The sequence below is a fragment of the Streptomyces sp. NPDC047042 genome (genome assembly GCF_040644035.1).
Lineage (GTDB): Bacteria > Actinomycetota > Actinomycetes > Streptomycetales > Streptomycetaceae > Streptomyces.
Genome location: NZ_JBEYVP010000004.1, coordinates 213,595 through 232,574, shown reverse-complemented (window position 1 = coordinate 232,574; position 18,980 = coordinate 213,595). Strand labels below are relative to the sequence as shown.

Sequence of the window (18,980 nt, the reverse complement as noted above, 5' to 3'; positions counted from 1 at the left end):
GTTCAGTTCTCGGCGGTCTGCTTCTCGGGGCCCTGCGGGCCCACGGAGAAAAGGGTGTTGCCCGCCATCGCCACGATCTCGTCCCGGACGAGGGTCAGGCTCGGGACCCAGTCCTGGGACGCGTCCCCGAGGATGTCGACGGCGGAGGTGCGCCAGAGTTCCGTGCCGGTGCTCAGCTCCAGGGCCAGCACGCGGCCGATCCGGTTGGTGAAGTAGATCCGCCCGTACGCCGCCGACAGGACCGGCTGCGAAAGGCCCTCCATGCCCGTGGCTCGTTGCCACAACTGCCTGCCGTCGGTGGCGGACACCGCGGTGACCGTCCCGTTGGTCTGGGCGAAGACCACGACGTCGCCGAGCAGGGCAGGCGCGCCGCGCAGGGTTCGGGGCAGCGGGAGGGGGCGGACGGTGCCGGTGCGCGGGTCGACCCGCAGCAGCGTGGTGTACTGACGCTCGCTGTCGATCTGCCCGTCCTGGTTCGCGGCCGCCGCGGGCTGCGTGTAGACCGGCTCACCCCGGGACAGCCCGAGGTTCTTCGCCCCGATCGGCAGGGTCGCGAGTCTGCGTGCCGTGCCGTCGGCGGGGTCGAGCCGCAACAGGGTGACGGGGACGTGACCGGGCTCGCCGGCGATCGTGCACTCGCCGTACGGAACACCCGCCAGGGCGAGCGGTTCGCAGAACGCGGCCTTCGGCGACTGCCACAGCTGCCTGCCCGACCTGTCGTACGCCTTGAAGCCCTGGATGTCACCCGTCGAGGTCAGCAGCCCGCCGCTGAAGACCACCGAGTCGTCGTTCGGGGTCTCCCGGGCCCACCGCCGCTTCCCGGTCGCGGTGTCCACGGCAGCGGTCCGGAACTCACCCTGGGTCTGCTCGGCCACGTACACGATCCCGTCCCGTACGCCGTACGGTGTCGAATTCTGTACGGAGTCACCCGAGCGCCAGATGACGTGGCCCGTGGCGGCGTCGACCTTGGCGACGGTGAATCCCTCGCCCCCGCAGTAGAGGACACTGCCCGCGGGCACGCATCCCGGCGGACCGGAGTCCATGGTGGCGTCGGACGCGGCACCGAAGCGCAGCGGCGTCTGCCAGGGCCGCCAGCCCGCGGGCAGCGAGGCAGTGTGCCCGGTGCTTGCCCCGTCACCGTCGAAGGCGTTGACCGCCGCGAGACTCACCCCGGTGACGGCGACCGCCGTGGCGACGGCCGTGAGCAGCCGGAGCCGTCGGGCGCGACCCTTCCCACGCGGGCGCCGGTCGGCGACGGGGGCGCGAACGGGAGCGGTGAGGTCCCCGAGGGCTGTGCTCCCTGCGGTGAGAACCGCGTCGGCGTCGGCGGTGGCGTCGGGGAACCCTTCCGGGACAGGGGCGGCGGGTCCGGGATCGTCTGGGCGACCCTGCTCTTCTCGGGAAGCGGTGATGAGATCGGTGCCGACGCCGACGGTCGCTGTCTTGGGCAACGCGCGGAACCAGTCGTGCAGTTCGGTCAGTCCGGGGCGCGCCGCCGGGTCCTTGTCCAGACAGCGGGCGGCGATGTCCCGCAGTGGCTGCGGAACCCCGTCCAACGCCGGCGGCTCGTACATCACCTGATAGCCCGCCATGTAGGGCGTGTCCGCGTCGAACGGGCCGTTCCCCGTCGCCGCGTAGGCAAGCAACGAGCCCAGCGAGAACACGTCCGAGGCCGAGGTGACATCGCGCGGTGAGCGCAGTTGCTCCGGCGACATGAACGGCGGTGTGCCGATCACCCGCCCGGTGACGGTCAGTTGCTGGTTGTCGGCGGCGCGGGAGATGCCGAAGTCGATGACACGTGGGCCGTCTTCGGCCATCAGTACGTTGCCCGGCTTCAGGTCGCGGTGCACCACCCCGGCCCGGTGGATCTCGCGCAACGCCTCGATGAGTCCCAGGGCCAGGATCCGCAACTCCGGCGCCGGCAGCGGGCCGTCGCGGTCCACACACTCCGCCAGACTCCGGCCCGGTACGTACAGCGTGGCCATCCACGGCTGTTCGGCGTCCGGGTCGGCGTCCACGACGGGTGCCGTGAACGCGCCGCTGACCCGGCGGACCGCCGCGACCTCCTGCCGGAAACGCGCCCGGAACTCTTCGTCCTCGCACAGTTGGGGGTGCACCAGCTTCACCGCGACCCTGCGTCCGGCGGCCGAGCGGCCCAGGAACACGGTGCCCATACCGCCGGCGCCGATCCTGTCGAGCAGGGCGTAGCCCCCGACGGACTCAGGATCACCATCTCGCAACGGCATGGACGGTCACACCCTCTTCGTACGTGGATCAGCGGCTCAGCTTAGGCCAAGGCCATTGCCGCGCAAGCCGGTTGGGCCCCGGTCGCCGGTCACCAGGTGAGTGCGTCGTTCGGGGTGTCCTGCCAGTACGTGACCTGGGCGTTGTCCTCCTCGACGTACAGGGAGCCGCCCGGGACGGGGACCTCCACCTCGGCGTCGGTGCCTTCCTCGTCGGGGCCGAACAGGCTCAGCCCGATCGAGGGGGTGGTGACCTTGATCTCACTGTTGCGGTCGGAGGACGCGGTGATCAGTCCCGCGTACGCGGTGGCGCCGCGGTCGAGGGTGACGACCGCCTGCGGCTTGCTCTCGCCGATCACGGCGGTGACGGACTGCGAGTTCTCGCTGATCCGCAGTGCCGGGTAGCTGTAGAGGTGGCAGGCCTTCGTGCCGTTGTTGGTCGCCGTGATGAGCACGTGGTTGACGGGATTCCTCACCGCCTTGACGGCGAACCTCAGTGAACTGGTGGCGCAGTCCACGGGCTTGACGGTGCTGGTGCCCTTGCCGGTGGACGAGGACTTGGTGGCCTCCGCTCCGGCGCCGCCACCCTCGCCGGACCCTTCTGAGCTCGTGTCCGGCGTGGCTTCCTCCGTGCCGGTGGCCGATGCCGAGGCCGATGGCGACGCGGGAGTGGAGGACGCCGTAGCGGTCACGCCCGTGGACTCCGGCGTCGCCGACGCGCCGGACTCCGACTCTCCGTCGCCTCCACCGCAGGCGGTGAGGGCCAGGGCCAGAACGGCGGAACTGGCTGCGGCCATGGCAAGTCGGGGCGCGCGCACGCTGGTTACCTCTTTCTGAAGGGATCCCGTTCACCTGCGGGAAGCCTCTGGAAGGAGATGCGCAACCGCATGACAGGAGGTTCTTGACCGCCGGGGGCGGACCACACCAGACCATAGTGGATCGAGGAACCGCTCACCGCGTGCTCAATTGCTGCTCAGGCACCGTTCGTTGCTTCCGTTGCTTCCGTTGCTTCCGTTGCTTCCGTGGTCCGGCTCTGCCGTCGCGGCCTCGTCCCGCGCCGGTACCTGTGGGCGGGGCGGGACGAGACCGCGACGACGGTCAGGCCTTGGTCTCCGCCTCCTGGTCGGCGCGCGCCCGGGAAGCCGCAGGGTGGGACAGCGGGATCGACTGCGTCAGCTTGTCGCCCTCGACATCGAGGTCGGGAAGCAGCCGGTCCAGCCAGGCGGGGATCCACCAGGCCTTCTCCCGCGCGATCGCCATGGTGGCCGGGATGAGTGTCATGCGGATGACGAAGGCGTCGATGAGGATGCCCGCCGCCAGCGCGAAGCCGGCCTGCTTGATCATGGGCTGGGGATTGAAGACGAAGCCGGCGAAGACGGACACCATGATGGTCGCGGCCGCGACGACGACGGAACTGGCACGGGCGAAACCGGTCGTGGTGGCATCCCGTGCGGAGGCGCCGTGCACATGTGCCTCGCGCATGGAGGTGACCAGGAACATCTGGTAGTCCATGGCGAGCCCGTAGAGAACGCCGGTGATGATGATCGGGAGCAGACTCACCACGGGTGCGGTGGCGTCGAGGCCGATCAGGTCCTGCAGCCAGCCCCACTGGAACACGGCCGTGGTGAGACCGAAGGTGGCCGCGATGCTCAGCAGGAAGCCGAGGGTGGCCATCGCCGGGACCATGAGGGAGCGGAACACCAGGAGCAGGACGATCAGGGAGAGCCCGAGCACGGTCGCGACATAGAGGGGCAGGACGTCGGCGAGCCGGTCGGAGACGTCGATGGCGAGCGCGGTGAAGCCGGTGATGCCGATGACGGCACCGTGGGTCTCGCTGATCCGCGCGCTCTTGTCCCGTACGGCGGTGACGAGGTCCTTGGTGGCGTCGTCGTTCGGGCCGCTGCCGGGAACGAGGGTGAGGACGGCGGTGGTGCCGGTGCTGTTGATCCCGGCCAGTGAGACCGAGGTCGCGCCCTTGACGCCCTGGAGGTCGGAGGTGACCGCGGCGAGGGTCTCGGGGCTGACGGGCCGGTCCTTGACGGTGGAACGGACGGCGACCATGAGCGGGCCGTTGTAGCCGGGCCCGTACGCGTCGCTGACCAGCTCGTAGCTCTGGCGCTGCGCGGTGTCGGGGTTGTAGCTGGCCCCGGAGGGCAGGCCCATCTTCATGTCGGCGGCGGGCACCGCAAGGATCAGCGGAACAAGGAACGCGGCGGCGAGCGCGGGGTACCGGTGGCGGACCAGACGCGCTCCCCAAGGGGTGGCCCGCGTGGGCGCGGCGGCGACTTCCTGCCGCTGCGCCCTGACCCGGGTCCGACTCGGGCAGACGCGTTCCTTGACCAGGCCCAGCAGCGCCGGCAACAGGGTCAGGGCGAGCAGGACGGCGATCGCGATCGTGGCCGCGGCGACGACGGCCATGGCGCTGAGCAGGGTGATCCCGATGACCAGGAGCCCCGCCAGGGCGATGATGACGGTGCTGCCGGCGAAGAAGACCGCGCTTCCGGCGGTGCCGATGGCCCGACCGGTCGCTTCATGGGCGTCCAGCCCGTCGTCCATGATCAGCCGGCGTTCCCGGTTGACGATGAACAGGGCGTAGTCGATGCCGACGGCCAGTCCCAGCATCAGCGCGAGTACCGCGGTGAGGGAGTGGATCTCGAAGACGGTGGAGAGGGTGAAGGCTCCACCCACGCCGACCGTCACACCGACCAGCGCGATGACCAGGGGCAGGCCCGCTGCCACGACCGAGCCCAGCGTGATCAGCAGGACGAGGGCCGCGACGACGACGCCGACGATCTCCCCGACCCCGGCGATCTCCGGTATCTCCATCATCGACGCGGAGGGCAGGACCTTCAGACCGCCGTGCGCGGCCTGCCGCTCGGCGGTCCGGACGAGCTCGTCGATGGTCCCGGAAGGAAGTTCGTAGGTCTGCTGGTCGAACTGGAACTGCATCAGGGCCGACGACCCGTCGGCCGAGACGATGACTCCCGGCACCGGACGGCCATCCACCTGGAACGGGACGGGTGTCCGCCCGGAGGACGGCGCCTCGGCAGCCTTGGCCACCGCGGCCTGGGCCCGCATCAGCGCACTGCCCTGCCCCTTGGCGGCTTCCTGGGCCAGAACCTTCCTCACGTCGATCACGTGGTCGTGGCGGTAGACGGCGTCCACCGCCGTGAGCAGCGGGGTCCGGACGCTCTCCTCGTCGATACGGGAACCCGCCGGGGCCTGGAAGACCAGCATGCCCTGACCTCCGGAGGCTCCCGGCAGGTCGACGGCCAGCTCGTCGATGACCTCCTGGGCCGGGGTGCCGTCGATGCGCACCTCGTTGCTGAGCTTGACGGGGTTGACCGCCAGCAGCGCCACGACGGCCACCACCACGGCCAGCCAGCCCCCGATGACGAACCAGGGCTTGCCGTAGGCGAACCTTCCCAGCCGGTAGAGCAGGACGGACACAGTTCTCTCCCATCTCCGGGCGCCCTCGGACGGGCGACACCTCATGCGAAGTGAGAGGCTACTATCAAAACGATAGGAGACTATCGCTTGGGCAGTGGATGGGCGAGGGGCAGTCCGGCAGCGGTCGCGAGGAGTGGTCCGTCGGGGAGCGGTCGGGGCGGGGGTGGTCGAGCCGGTGAGCGGTCGAGCCGGGGGAGTGGCCGCTCGAGAGGCGCCGTAGCGGCGATAGCCTTCAGCGCAGAGCAGGGAGGAGCCGCAGATGGCGACCACGAAGGACCGCGCCCCCAAACGCAGGGTCGACGCACGCTCCAGCGTGGAGCGCATCACCGCAGCCGGACGAATCGTCCTTGGTAGGGGTGAGGCCTCTCTGGAGCAGATCGCGGCCGAGGCCGGCGTGGGCATCGCCACGCTCTACCGCCACTTCCCCAACCGGGAAGCCATCGTCCGGGCCGTCCTGGACGACATCCTCGAAACCGACCTGTTCCCCCTCATCGACGATGCCGCCGACGCACCCCACCCGCGTCAGGCCCTCCAGGACATCGCGACACACCTGCTCGACCTCGTCGTCCAGGAACAGGGACTGGTCAGCTTCGCCAGCAACTTCGCCGATGTCGCCGTGGACGCGCTCCAGCGCCTCAGCGACTCCCTCCACCCCGTACTGCTGCGCGCACAGCGGCAGGGTGAGATCCGCCCCGACCTCACGGCGGAGGACATTCCCCGCTTCCTCGTCATGGCCGTCGTCGGCCTGGGGCTCCCCGGCACCGCGCCCTCCCTGCGGGCCCGCTTCATCGCCCTGCTCTTCGACTCGCTCAACCCTGCCAACGCGACGCCCCTGCCCCCGCTGGTGCCTGAAGAGGGCGATCTGCACATCGCGGTAGGCAACGTCGCCGCACACACCTGATTCACGACCACGCCGGTTTGAATTTGGAAACCGATCGGTTTACGATACGTCGAAGCCGACCGGTTTCCACGGGGGTGACGCTCGCGAGCTGATCCCAGCGTCCTCGCCGCGCTGGCCGCGAGTGCTCACTTCCCCGACATGGCCGCGTCGCCGAAACCGGAGTAACCGATGAACATTCACCCCTTCCGCGTCCTGCGCGCGAAACCCCTGTGGATCGCCAACGGTGTCATCACGGGCGTACTCGCAGTGCTGTTCACGGTGTTCTACGTCGGCGCCAACATCGATCCGGTAGACCACATGAAGAACCTCCCGGTCGCCGTCGTCAACGCCGACAAGGGGGCCGACGCGGGCGGTAGCCAGGTCAACCTCGGCAGTCAGATCACCGGCTCGATCGCGAAGTCCACCGCGGGCGGGGACAAGATCGACTGGAAGGTGATGGACGAGAAGGAGATGAAGGAGGAGATAGGAAAGGGCAAGCTGTTCGGCGCGCTCGTCGTCCCCGCCGACTTCACCTCCTCCATCACCGCACTCACCACGACCGAAGGCGCCAAGAACCCGGTACGTCCGACGCTGACGGTGCTGACCAACCAGTCCGCCGGCAGCGTGGGTTCCAGCCTGGCGCGCACGGCCACGACGCAGGCGGCCGAGAACGCCTCGCTCCAGGTGGGCAGGGAACTGATCGCGCGGGCCGACGCCGAGCAGGCGAAACTGCCCACCGCGGCGCGGCTCCTGCTCGCCGACCCCGCCGCCGTCACCGTGAAGGACGGCCACCCGCTCGACTCGCACAGCGGTTTGGGCCTGACGGCGTTCTACTACTCGCTCGCCCTCGTGGTCGTCGGGATGCTCGCCGCCAACGTCATCAACGGCCAGGTCGACCACGCCCTCGGCTACACCCACAACGACATGGGCCCGCTGCGCCTGCACCGCCCCCTGATCCGGGCCACCCGCGTGCAGACCCTCGCCGTCAGCAGCACCCTCATGGCCGGACTGTCCCTGCTGATGGGGAGCCTGATCATGGCGGGCGCGGTCGGCATCATGGGCATGGACGCCTCCCATCTGCCGCTGCTGTGGCTGTTCTCGGTGTGCGCCGTCGCGGTCTCGGGCATCGGCGCGCTCACGCTCCTCGCCGTGTTCGGCACGCCCGGCATGCTGGTGGTCACGCTGGTCTTCATCGGCATGGCGGTACCGACGGCGGGCGCCACGACCCCTCTCGAGGCGCTGCCCGCCTTCTATCGCTTCCTTGCCGAGTTCGAGCCGCTGAGGCAGATCACCGGCGGCATCCGCTCGATCCTCTACTACGACGCCCAGGGCGACGCCGGCCTCACCCGGGCCTGGGTCATGATGGGCGCCGCCCTGGTGGCAGCCGCCCTGTTCGGCTTCGGCGTGACGGGCTGGTACGACCGCAAGGGGCTGCACCGCATCCCCGCCGAGACGGAGCCCGAGAAGACCGCGGCCCCGGTGTAGCGCGCGGCGGGCTCGACTGCACGCCACCCTCATACACCGATCGGTGTCCATTTCGTCGGGATCGAGTTACTCTCGGGGCATGACCACGGATGTGAAGCCAAGTTCCCGAGAGCGGCTACTGGAGGCAGCGGGCAAGCTGACCTACCAGGAGGGTGTCGGCATCGGCATCGAGGCGCTGTGCAAGGCGGCGGGAGTGTCGAAGCGCTCCATGTACCAGTTGTTCGAGAGCAAGGACGATCTGCTGGCGGCAAGCGTGAAGGAGCGCGCCGCCGCGTTCGTGGCCGGACTCGTGCCCCCGGCGGACGACGGCCGCTCACCCCGCGAGCGCATCATGCACGTCTTCGAGCGGCTGGAATCGCAGGCGGCCGCGCCCGACTTCCGAGGCTGCCCGTACCTGGCTGTGCAGATCGAGCTGAAGGATCAGAGCCATCCTGCGAGCCAGGAGGCACACCGGATCAAGGCCAACCTGACGGCCTTCTTCCGTGGTGAGGCCGCACAGGGCGGGGCGAGCGACCCCGACCTGCTGGCCAGGCAGCTGATCCTGGTCTTCGACGGCGCCAGCGCCCGCGCGGGAATCGAAGCCGACAAACTGACGGGGCTCGTCGCGCCGACCGTGACCGCCCTGCTCGATGTGGCAGACGTGAGCTGAGCAGCCGCTTCCTGCAGCCAGAGGGGCTCGTCGACCTGACGGGCCCCTCTGGCGTATGTCGTTTTCCTGCGTGAATCAAGGTCTTGCGGCGTCTGTGGAGCCCTGGGACTTGCGGCCGGGAAACCGATCGGTTTACAGTACTGGAAACCGATCGGTTTCCCGATCGTTTCCACGCAATCGCACAAGGAGACGACGACATGCCCAACCAAGAGGCGCGTCCGACGATTCACATCCCCGGGACCACCAGTCACACCATTGCCCCGCGTGGAGGCCGTGACAGTCGCGAGGGAACGCTGCGCTATCTGAAAGCGGGCACCGGCGCTCCGCTGGTCCTGCTGCACACGGTGCGTACGCAGGCCGAGCACTTCCGCTTCCTCATCCCGTTGATCTCCGACCAGTACACGGTGTATGCCCTGGACCTGCCCGGGATGGGCTACTCCGAGATCGTGCCCGGTGCGTCGTACGAGGAGCCGGCGCTGCGCGCGGGTGTCGAACGGCTCCTCACCGAACTCGACCTCCACGACGTGACGCTCGTCGGGGAGTCCCTGGGCGGGGTGCTCGCCCTGACCACCGCGGCCGATCTGCCGGAGCGGGTACGGCGCGTCGTGGCCGTGAACCCGTACGACTACCGTGACGGAATCGCCCGGTCCAGCCTCCTGGCGCGTGCGGTGATCGGCGGAATCCAGGCTCCGGGGCTGGGCGCGGTGATCGCCCAGCAGGAGCCCAAGCCCGTCCTGCGCAGAATCCTGCAGGGCGGCGTGGGCGACAAGGCCGCGCTGCGGGACGACTACGTGGACGAGCTGATCCAGGTGGGCAGGCGACCCGGTTACCCGGACGTCGCCCGGGGTCTCTACCGCAACATGCCCAGCCTCATCGCGGCCCGCTCGCGCTACCCCGAGGTCAAGGCCCCCGTCCACCTGGTCTACGGGGAGAAGGACTGGTCCCGCCCCTCCGACCGGGCGGCCAACAAGCGACTGCTGCCCGACGCCCAGTTCACCCAGCTGCCGGGAGTGGACCACTTCATCGCACTGGAGTGGCCGGAAAAGCTGGCGGCCCTACTGCACACGGAGGCATGACCGCCGGTCCACTCGCCCGGGGCGGTACGTGCACGGGGCCCGGCACGGACCACGCCTCAGGGTTCCGCCTTCGCGGCTCCACGTCGCCGGGACACCGCAGCCTGGCGGACGCTGTTCGTGCTCCTGCATGCAGGCGTTCGCTTCCACAAAAGCTGCTGTCGAGTCCGCCCTGCGCGACCGTGACGGTCGGCTACCGGCCTGACGGTGTGCACCTCCGTGTCGATGACGACGGTCGACACGCGGTACCGGACCCGCTGCCCGGCCACGGCGTACGCCGGTCGTTGTTCGCCTGCCGGATGGACCTGGAGTCCCCGGGTCGGTGTCCCGTGGGCAGCGTCACAGACGGTCAGGTTTGCCGGGGGTCGGGTGAAAAAGTAGCTTGAACGCCTGACGTGTGTGAAAGGTGTTCCCGGTGGGACGACGTGAGAAGCCGGTCGATCCCGACGCCGGTGCCGTGCAGCGCCTCGCGCACGAACTGCGGCTCCTGCGAGAGAAGGCGGGAAAGCCGCCGTACCGGGAGATGGCCGCACGGGCGGGCTACTCCATCACCGCGATGTCCCAGGCCGCGGCCGGTGATCAGCTGCCTTCCCTGGCGGTGGTGCGGGCGTACGCCGAAGCGCTGGACGCGGACCCGGACGAATGGGAGCGCCACTGGCGGGAGGCGGACGTCGAGGTCCGTACATCCATACCGGACGAGAAGCCGCCGTACCGGGGGCTGGCGCGGTTCGAACCGCACGACAGCGAACTGTTCTTCGGCCGGGAGACTCTCGTTGCCGAACTGGTGGAGTTGGTGCGCGAGCACCGGTTCGTCGCGGTGTTCGGGCCGTCCGGCAGCGGCAAGTCGTCCCTGCTGCGGGCGGGACTGATTCCGAGGCTGCGGCAGGCGGCGGGCGCGGAGCGGCCTGCGGTGATCCGCGTGCTCGCCCCCGGAGAACAGCCCGCGCGCACGCACGCGGAGGCACTGGTGCCGCGCGGCGGTGGCCAGGAGACCTGGGTGATCGTCGACCAGTTCGAGGAACTCTTCACGCTGTGCCACGACCGGGCGGAACGCGACCGGTTCCTCGACCTGCTGCTCGCGGCCCGGCGGCCGGAGAGCGGACTGCGGGTGGTGGTCGCGGTCCGCGGCGACTTCTACGGCCACTGCTCCGCACACCGTGAGCTGGCCTCCGCCGTCAGCCGGGCCAACCTGCTGGTCGGGCCGATGAGCCGGGACGAGCTGCGCGAGACGATCACCGGCCCGGCCGCCTCCGCCGGACTGAACGTGGAGCGCACCCTCACCGCCCGGATCATCGACGAGGTCGTCGACCAGCCGGGCGCGCTGCCCATGCTCTCCCATGCCCTGCTGGAGACCTGGCGCCGTCGGCGTGGCCGCCTGCTGACCCTGGCGGCGTACGAGGAGGCGGGCGGAGTACGGGGCGCGATCGCCGCCACCGCCGAGGAGGTGTACAGCCAGGTGCCGGCGGAGCAGAACCGTATCGCCCGGCGCATCCTGCTGAGGCTCATCGCTCCTGGCGACGGCACGGCCGACACCCGCCGTCCGGCATCCCGCGCCGAACTCGGCAGCGGTGCGCAGGGCGTGCTGGAGCGTCTCGTCGCCGCCCGTCTGGTCACCCTGGACGGCGACACGGTGGAGCTGTCGCACGAGGCGCTGATCACCGGCTGGCCGCGTCTTGCCGGTTGGATCGAGGAGAGCCGGGAAAGGCTGCGTGCCCAGCGCCGACTCGGTGAGGCGGCTCGCGGCTGGGAGGAGTTGGCGCGTGATCCCGGAGCGTTGTACCGGGGCACGAGGCTGGCGCGGGCCGCCGAACTGTTCGCCGGTCAGCCGAACGACGACCTCACCCTCCTGGAAAACGACGACCTCACCCCTCTGGAAAGGGACTTCCTCACTGCCTCCCTCGCCGCTCAGGACGCCGAGCGGGAGGCCGAGACACGCACCGCACGCCGGACGCGTTCCCTGACCATCGCCCTGTCCGTGTTCCTCGTCCTGGCGCTGACCGCCGGCCTGGTCGCCTGGCAGCGCAACGAGGTGAGCCGGGAGGAATCCGCCAAGGCCACCGCTCGCCGCCTGGCCACCGTGGCCGGCAGCCTGCGCTCCACCGATCCGCGCACCGCCGCCCTGCTCGGGGTGGCGGCATGGAAGATGGCCCCGCTCACCGAGTCCCGCTCGGCGCTGCTTGGGTCTCTGACACAGCCGGAACGCGACGCTTTCACCGACCCGGTGGCTGGAAGAGACGTCCGGCGCTTCCTCGCCGACAGCGGCCGGACGCTGCTGAGCGTGGAGGGCACCACGGTGACCGCCCGGAATGTGACCGACCACAAGGTCACCGCCACCTACCGCCTGCCGAGCGGTACGGAGGTGGGCGATGTCGGGCCCGACTCCCGGTTCCTCGATGTCATCGGGCCGGACGGGGGAGGCAGGCTGTGGAACCTTCCGGCGGGCAGATCCGAGGCCGAGCTGGGCAACGCGTCACTGCGGGGCAGCTCGCCGGACGGGAAAACGTACCTCACCGGACCACCCGACGGCCCGGGCGCAGCCGCCTTGCACCGGACGGACGACGGCCAAGTCCTGTTCACCACCGACCTCGCGCGCACACTCTCCTCGGAGGCGGTCGGCCCCGGCGGACGTCTGCTCGCCCTCTGTCCCGCCGACGGGCCACTCCAGCTGTGGGACACCGTCGGCCGCAAACGGCTCCCGGGAGCCTGGGAGAAGGCGGACGGGACCGTCTGCGGAACCGGCACCGGTGCGGACAGCGGCTCCCGCCTGCTGCGGTTCAGCGCGGACGGCAGCCGGCTGGCCGCCGTCTACGGCACGCGGGCCCTTGTCTGGGACGTCCCCAGCGGACGCACGCTCGCCGACTTCGCCAGTGCCGGGAGCACCGGCTTCACACAGGCAGCGCTCTCCGCCGACGGCGAGTTCGTGGCCACGGCGGACGACCACGAACTCGCCGTCTGGCGACTGGCCACCGGCGGGACCCAGGTCTTCGACCGGCCGATGTCCAAGGACGAGGCCGCTTGGCTGACGTGGGACCGGGGAAATCCCGACCTCCTGCGCTACCTCGACGGCGCCACGGTTCACACCCTTGACCTGACCGCCCGCCTCGCCCCGCGGTGGCACAGCACACCGACCGACGCGAGCGTGCTCAGCCCGGACGGCACCACCCTGGCCACCGTCACCCGTTCCGGCGCCGAATACCGCTTCGAGCTGCGAGCCACGCGCACGGGCACGGTCCTCGCGCACGCGAAGCTCGGCCCGCTGCCGAGCACCTCCGACGAGGACGTTCCCCTGCTGGCCTTCAGCCCGGACGGCCGCGCCCTGGCCCTCGCCGACACCGCGTCCTCCCACGGCTCGTCGCGGCTGCGCTTCACCGTGTGGGACGTACGCAAACACCGGATCCGTACGGTCTTCGACACCTCCGGCGCGGCCGACCGCCCTGCCGCAGCCCTCGCCCTGGGACCCGGCGGCCGCACCCTGCTGGCCGTCCGCTTCACCGACGGCACCTCCACGACGGAGGTCTGGAACACCCGCGACCACCGGCGGTCGGGGACCGTGCGCGGCTTCTCCGGGGAGGCACTGGCCGGGCGACCGGACGGGGATCTGCTCGTGAGCTCCGACGACCAGTACGTCGATCCAGGGGCCGGAACGGTCAGTGGACGCGCGCTCGCCGACGGCCGCCAGGTCACCGCGCTCGCCTTCAGCCCCGACGGCACCCAGCTCGCCGTCGGCGATTCCACCGGGCACGTCACCCTGTGGGACGGCGCGATCCGCGACCGCACCGGCGCACTGACCGGCACCTCCGACACGGTCACCCAGGGCGAACCGGAGGCGGTGGGGGCGCTCGCCTTCTCCTCCGACGGCGGCACACTCGCCGTGGGCGGCGCGAACGGGACGCTGAGGCTGTGGGACACCGAGGGACATCAGCCTCTCGGGACGGACCTGCCCACGCCCGGCGACGGGATCGACTCCCTTGCCTTCACCGAGGACGGCGGCACGGTCTACGCCGGCAGCCCCCACGTGCCGCTCCTGCGTTTTTCTGTCGCCCCGGACCAGGTCGTGGACACCGTCTGCGCCCGCGCCGGCGGCGGGCTGACCGCGGCGCAATGGCGGACCTACGTCCCCGACGCGCCGTACGAAAGCGTCTGCCCCACCAGCGGCTGACGCGGCCGCTCACAGGAACCGGATTTTTCAGAGTGGCCTCGAGGGTCGCTGAAAAACGCCTCTGACCTGGACGCTCGTGACCAGAACGACCGCGGCGCCCGCCGACGGCGTCCGCCCTCCCCTCCCTCAGGTTCTGGTCACCCATGCGCACTCACACCCTGCTGCCCTCGCTCCTGCTGCTCGGCACCCTCTCGATCACCACGGCCTGTTCCCCAGGTTCCTCGGAGCCGGCATCCGCCGGCCCTCCGCGTGCCGCTGCCGCATCCCCCTCGCCCTCACCCGTCCACAGCGTCGACCCGTCGAAGATCAAGGGTCTGCGGATCGTCAGCAACAGCAGCGAGGAGCGCTCCTGTCCGTTCGCCACGAGCTACCCGGACGTGCCCGGCGCGGAGGCGATGACGGCCGTGATGAAGAAGGAGGTGGACCAGCGCCTGGCCACATTCCGCGAGGTGGCGTGCGACAGCGGTTCAGGCGCCGAGTTCAACGTCAGCCACAGGTTCCTGGTGGCCTCCGGCGATGTACTGGGCGTCCGGCTCACCACACAGGACGGCAGCGGCGCCGGGTCCGGGCTGGCCACCAAGACGTACTGGTACGACGGTGACGCGGGCGACTACGCCCCTGCTCTCGAACTCATCGCCGACGACTCCCGTGACGCCTTCATCGCCGCCTTGAAAGACGAGCTCAAGGGGCGCGAAGGCTTCGACACGACCGCCTTCGACGGCGCGCTCTCCGACCCCGCCTCCCGCGTCACCGCTCTGGAGAACATGGCCTTCACCGCCGACGGCGGGCTGCAGGTGAGCTTCGACAGCGGCGAGGTGGGCCCGCCGCCCGCCGGGACCTTCCAGGTGACCCTCTCCGAGGAGACGGTCACCCCCTGGCTGTCCGCGTTCGGCAAGCGCGCCCAGCGACAGACCATGACCCCCAGCCGTTCCCTCGACCTGGGCGCGAGGAACACCCCCAGCCCGGTCGTCCCCACCCACACCGCGTCCGGCGACGACGACACCGACTGCAAGCAGGTCACCTGCGTCGCGCTCACCTTCGACGACGGACCGGCGGCTCCCGAGACCGCGACCCTGCTGAACTACCTGGCCCAGTACAAGGCACGCGCCACCTTCTTCACCGTCGGCCAGAACGTCGCCGCCCACCCCGACCTGGTCCGCGCCGAGGCCCGTGCCGGACACGAGGTCGGCAACCACTCCTGGAACCACCCCGACCTCACCAAGCTCACCCCCGGGCAGATCGCCTCCCAGCTCAACCGCACCAGCGCCGCCATCAAGGCCGCCACCGGCAAGGAGCCCACCCTCTTCCGCCCGCCCTACGGCGCCATCAACTCCACGGTCCGGTCGGCCACCAGCCTCTCCCCGGTGCTCTGGGACGTGGACACCGAGGACTGGAAATATCCGGACGCCGCCAAGGTCGCCCAGACCGTCATCGACAAGGCGCAGCGCAACAGCGTCGTCCTGATGCACGACATCCACCCCACCTCCGTCGCCGCGGTCCCGCAGATCCTGCGCACCCTCACCGCCCGCGGCTACCACTTCGTCACGGTCAGCCACCTGCGCGCCAGCCTCTGAGCACCGCGTAGGCCGCCAAATCGCCGCACCACCAGATTCCGGCGCGGAGCCGGACACCGAAGGAGTACGCATTGCTGCCCAAAACAGTCAGGTGGGGGATGCTCCCCGCCCTCGCGGGTGTGGTGACCGTCCTGGTCGCCGTGCCGGGACCGGACGCGCAGGCCGTCGCCCCCGACGCGGCGTCGGTGGGGCAGCACACGGGGGCCGCCAGAACCGTCACCCTCATCACCGGCGACCGGGTCATCCTGCGTCCCCAGCCCGGCGGCAAGGCCCCCGCCGTGTCCGTGCTGCCCGGCAAGGGCCGGGAGGACATGGGCTTCCGCCTCGTACGCTCCCTCCGAGCCGGGACACAGCACATCAGCGTGTTCCCCAATGACGCCGAGCGCCTCCTGTCGACCGGGAAGGTGGACGCGCGGCTGTTCGACGTCACGGAGCTGATCCGCATCGGTCGGGACGACGCGCGCTCGCGCTCACTGCCGTTGATCGTCATGGAACGGGCCGGCCGGCGGTCCGCCCGGTCCGCCCTCACCGCACACGGCGCCGACCTGGGCCGCACCCTGCGCGCTCTGAACGGCGGCACCCTCACCCAGCCCAAGAAGAGCACCAGTGGTCTGTGGCAGTCACTGCTCGAGGGACCGTTGGCCAGCCATGTCGGCAAGCTCTGGCTGGACGGCAGGGCGAAGGTCCTGGACGACGAGAGCAACAAGATCGTCGGCGCCCCTGCCACGTGGAAGTCCGGCATCACCGGCAAGGGCGTGCTGATCGCCGATCTGGACACCGGCATCGACGCCGGCCACCCCGACTTCCGGGGCCGCATCGCCGCCTCGAAGGTCTTCACCGGCACCCGCCTCAAGGACGGGTTCGGGCACGGCACCCACACCGCCTCGACCATCGCCGGCACGGGCGCGGCGTCCCGAGGCAAGTACGCGGGCGTCGCACCGGGCGCCAGACTGCTCATCGGCAAGGTCTGCGACGACAACGGCGGCTGCCCCGACAGCGCGATCATCGCCGGCATGGAGTGGGCCGCGGCCCAGCACGCGGTCGCCGTCAACCTCAGCCTCGGCGACACCGTCACCGACGGAACCGACCCGGTGGCCACCGCCCTGAACCGGATCACCGCACAGACCGGCACCCTCTTCGTGGTGGCCGCCGGCAACGCGGGCGGGCCGACGGGCAACGGCGTGGACGGCACCGTGGAGAGCCCCGGCAGCGCGGACGCCGCGCTCACCGTCGGCAGCACCACCAAGCGCGACACCCTCAGCGACTTCTCCAGCCAGGGTCCCCGACTCGGCGACGACGCCGTCAAGCCCGACCTGGTGGCACCCGGCGAGGACATCATCGGAGCCCGCGCCGACGGCACCAACATGGACACGCCCGTGCCCAACCCGCGCTACGAGCAGGCGTCCGGCACCTCCATGGCCACCCCGCACGTCACCGGCGCCGTGGCCCTGCTCGCCCAGGCCCACTCCACCTGGAAGGCCGCCGACTTCAAGCGGGCGCTGACCTCCTCGGCGCACGGCCTGAAGAACCTGACCGCCTTCCAGCAGGGCGCCGGCCGCCTCGACATCGTGCGCGCCCTGAAGCAGAAGATCTATGCCACCTCCGGCGCCGCCAACCTGGGCCTGTTCGCCTGGCCGCACGCCGACGCCACCGCCACTCGGCAGATCACCTACCGCAACGACACCGACCGGGCGGTCACGCTCAAGCTCGCCCTGGACACCTACGGCCCCGGCGGTAGGCGGGCCCCGGCCGGGATGTTCTCCCTGGACGCCACCAGCGTGACCGTCCCCGCGCACGGCACCGCCACCGCGAACGTCAGCGGCCGTACCACCAGGGCCCAGGTCGGCCGCTACGGCGGTGCCGTCCTCGCCACCGCCCCGGACACCACGGTGCGTACCGCGGTCGGCCTGTTCGCCGAACCGGAACGCCACACACTGACCGTCACCGGCCTCAACCGTGCGGGCAAGCCGGCCGCGGGCGCGACGCTGACAGTCGTCGGCCCGCACACCGGCATCCAGCAGGACATCCGGCTGGGGAGTGACGGCACGTCCCGGCTGCGCCTGCCGAAGGACGACTACACCGTCCTCGGCATCGACGACAGCCTGGCCGAGTTCGACGGATCCGGCACCCGTACCGGCACCCGGACCCTGCTCGCCGCCACCGGCATCCGCACCGACCGGGACCGCACCGTGACCCTCGACGGCCGCAAGGCCGGCAAGGTCTCGGCCCGCGTCGACCACCGCGGCGCCACAGCGATCTCCACCTCGGCCTCCCTCGCGCTGCCCGGCGCAGAGGCAGACGACGGCTACTCACTCACCGCCGTCGTCGGCAGCAGGGCCACCCTGTACGCCACGCCCACCGCACAGGCCCCTGGCGTCCGCTACGCCGCCTCCACCACCCTCACGGGCAAGGACTCGCGCGGCGCCTACCGCTACTCCCTCCGGCAGTCGCACAACGGCGGCATCCCCGCCGACACCGACCCCGTCGTCCACGACCGGCAACTGGCCACCGTGCACGCCAGGTACGCCTCCCAGGGCGGCAGGCGGGTAGCAGCCGTGCGCTCCGACCAGCCGACGAACGACGTGGAGCTGATGCCGTTCGTTCCGACGCTGCACACCGCACTGCCGAGCCGAGTGACCGAGTACTACTCGGTCGCCCCCGGACTCACCTGGACGCACTACCTCGACCTCTTCGGGACGACGGACAACAGGCCCGACGGCACTCTCCCGGACCATGACGAGACGACCGCGACCCGTCGCTACCAGGCCGGACGCACGTACACCGTCGACTGGAACCGGGCCCCCGTCGGCCCGGCCCTCTACAGCGCCACCCGCGAGGGCGACTACCTGTCCCTGGACCTGGCGCCGTACGCCGCCACCGGAACCGGGCAGCGCCTCGACGGCTCCGCCGACTTCGCGGTGGACGGCGAGGTCGTGCTGTCCTCCGGCGGACGGGTCGTCGGCCGGACGGGCGACCTCTCGAACATCGGCTTCACCGTCGCCGGCGCCGCCAAGCGCCGCTACACGCTGACCGCCCGCACCACGCGCACGGTCGACTGGTCGGCGCTCGGCACCCGCTCCACGCTGACCTGGGGCTTCACCTCGGCGAGGCCCCGCGGCTCGACGACCTCGGCGCTGCCGCTGCTGACCGTACGCACCGGCGGAGCCGTCGACCTCCAGAGCACCGCCCCGGCCGGCCGTGCCTTCCGCGTCCCGCTCACTGTGCAGCGCCCCACGGGTGCGGAACGGTCGACGGTGACCCGGCTCGCCCTCCAGGTCTCCTACGACAACGGCCGCACCTGGAAGACGGTCCCCGTCACCCGCCGAGGCACCACCGGCAGCGCCCTGCTCCACCACCCGAGTCGCACCGGTTATGTGTCCCTGCGGATCAGCGCGGCGGACAGGGCAGGCAACACCGTCACCCAGACCGTCGTCCGGGCCTACCGAATCGCCGCGGTGCACTGACCC

Annotated in this window: 10 protein-coding genes and 1 pseudogene; 8 read left to right on the top strand and 3 right to left on the bottom strand. The window is 70.8% G+C overall.

What is annotated here, in order from left to right; genetic code table 11:
* Positions 1 to 2 precede the first annotated feature (2 nt).
* From ABZ855_RS06135 to ABZ855_RS06125, 3 genes are all read right to left on the bottom strand, one after another.
* Complete coding sequence (locus ABZ855_RS06135) at positions 3 to 2,246, bottom strand: PQQ-binding-like beta-propeller repeat protein (RefSeq protein WP_360801677.1); 2,244 nt, start codon at positions 2,244 to 2,246, stop codon at positions 3 to 5.
* Between the two features lie 89 nt (positions 2,247 to 2,335).
* Entirely contained in the window at positions 2,336 to 3,040 is a 705-nt protein-coding gene (locus ABZ855_RS06130) for a DUF4232 domain-containing protein (protein WP_360801674.1), read from the bottom strand.
* A gap of 301 nt (positions 3,041 to 3,341) precedes the next feature.
* On the bottom strand, positions 3,342 to 5,693 hold the full coding sequence (locus ABZ855_RS06125; protein WP_360801671.1) for an MMPL family transporter: 2,352 nt from the start codon (positions 5,691 to 5,693) through the stop codon (positions 3,342 to 3,344).
* Between the two features lie 259 nt (positions 5,694 to 5,952).
* Between ABZ855_RS06125 and ABZ855_RS06120 the strand changes: the two genes are divergently transcribed.
* The 8 genes and pseudogenes from ABZ855_RS06120 (at position 5,953) to ABZ855_RS06085 (ending at position 18,977) form a co-directional block, all read left to right on the top strand.
* Positions 5,953 to 6,594 carry a TetR/AcrR family transcriptional regulator gene (locus ABZ855_RS06120; RefSeq protein WP_360801668.1) on the top strand — a complete coding sequence of 214 codons (642 nt, stop codon included), beginning with the start codon at positions 5,953 to 5,955 and terminating at the stop codon, positions 6,592 to 6,594.
* Positions 6,595 to 6,762: 168 nt separating this feature from the next.
* The gene (locus ABZ855_RS06115) at positions 6,763 to 8,058 is read left to right on the top strand and encodes an SNG1 family protein (RefSeq protein ID WP_360801665.1); all 1,296 of its coding nucleotides are present in this window, start codon (positions 6,763 to 6,765) and stop codon (positions 8,056 to 8,058) included.
* A 79-nt stretch (positions 8,059 to 8,137) separates the two neighbouring features.
* The gene (locus ABZ855_RS06110) at positions 8,138 to 8,707 is read left to right on the top strand and encodes a TetR/AcrR family transcriptional regulator (RefSeq protein WP_360801662.1); all 570 of its coding nucleotides are present in this window, start codon (positions 8,138 to 8,140) and stop codon (positions 8,705 to 8,707) included.
* 197 nt (positions 8,708 to 8,904) lie between these two features.
* Positions 8,905 to 9,783, top strand: coding sequence for an alpha/beta fold hydrolase (locus ABZ855_RS06105; protein ID WP_360801659.1), 879 nt, complete (start codon positions 8,905 to 8,907; stop codon positions 9,781 to 9,783).
* A 60-nt stretch (positions 9,784 to 9,843) separates the two neighbouring features.
* Positions 9,844 to 9,942 (top strand): annotated as a pseudogene (locus tag ABZ855_RS06100) (deoxyxylulose-5-phosphate synthase); the annotation flags it as partial.
* Between the two features lie 253 nt (positions 9,943 to 10,195).
* The gene (locus ABZ855_RS06095; protein WP_360801656.1) at positions 10,196 to 13,939 is read left to right on the top strand and encodes a helix-turn-helix domain-containing protein; all 3,744 of its coding nucleotides are present in this window, start codon (positions 10,196 to 10,198) and stop codon (positions 13,937 to 13,939) included.
* A 143-nt stretch (positions 13,940 to 14,082) separates the two neighbouring features.
* On the top strand, positions 14,083 to 15,513 hold the full coding sequence (locus ABZ855_RS06090) for a polysaccharide deacetylase family protein (protein ID WP_360801653.1): 1,431 nt from the start codon (positions 14,083 to 14,085) through the stop codon (positions 15,511 to 15,513).
* A 71-nt stretch (positions 15,514 to 15,584) separates the two neighbouring features.
* Positions 15,585 to 18,977, top strand: coding sequence for a S8 family serine peptidase (locus tag ABZ855_RS06085; RefSeq protein ID WP_360801650.1), 3,393 nt, complete (start codon positions 15,585 to 15,587; stop codon positions 18,975 to 18,977).
* The last annotated feature ends 3 nt before the right edge of the window (positions 18,978 to 18,980 follow it).

Coding starts and splice junctions, on each gene's coding strand:
- ABZ855_RS06135 (WP_360801677.1), bottom strand. CDS start 2,246: ATGCCGTTGCGAGATGGTGATCCTGAGTCCGTCGGGGGCTACGCCCTG.
- ABZ855_RS06130 (WP_360801674.1), bottom strand. CDS start 3,040: ATGGCCGCAGCCAGTTCCGCCGTTCTGGCCCTGGCCCTCACCGCCTGC.
- ABZ855_RS06120 (WP_360801668.1), top strand. CDS start 5,953: ATGGCGACCACGAAGGACCGCGCCCCCAAACGCAGGGTCGACGCACGC.
- ABZ855_RS06115 (WP_360801665.1), top strand. CDS start 6,763: ATGAACATTCACCCCTTCCGCGTCCTGCGCGCGAAACCCCTGTGGATC.
- ABZ855_RS06110 (WP_360801662.1), top strand. CDS start 8,138: ATGACCACGGATGTGAAGCCAAGTTCCCGAGAGCGGCTACTGGAGGCA.
- ABZ855_RS06105 (WP_360801659.1), top strand. CDS start 8,905: ATGCCCAACCAAGAGGCGCGTCCGACGATTCACATCCCCGGGACCACC.
- ABZ855_RS06090 (WP_360801653.1), top strand. CDS start 14,083: ATGCGCACTCACACCCTGCTGCCCTCGCTCCTGCTGCTCGGCACCCTC.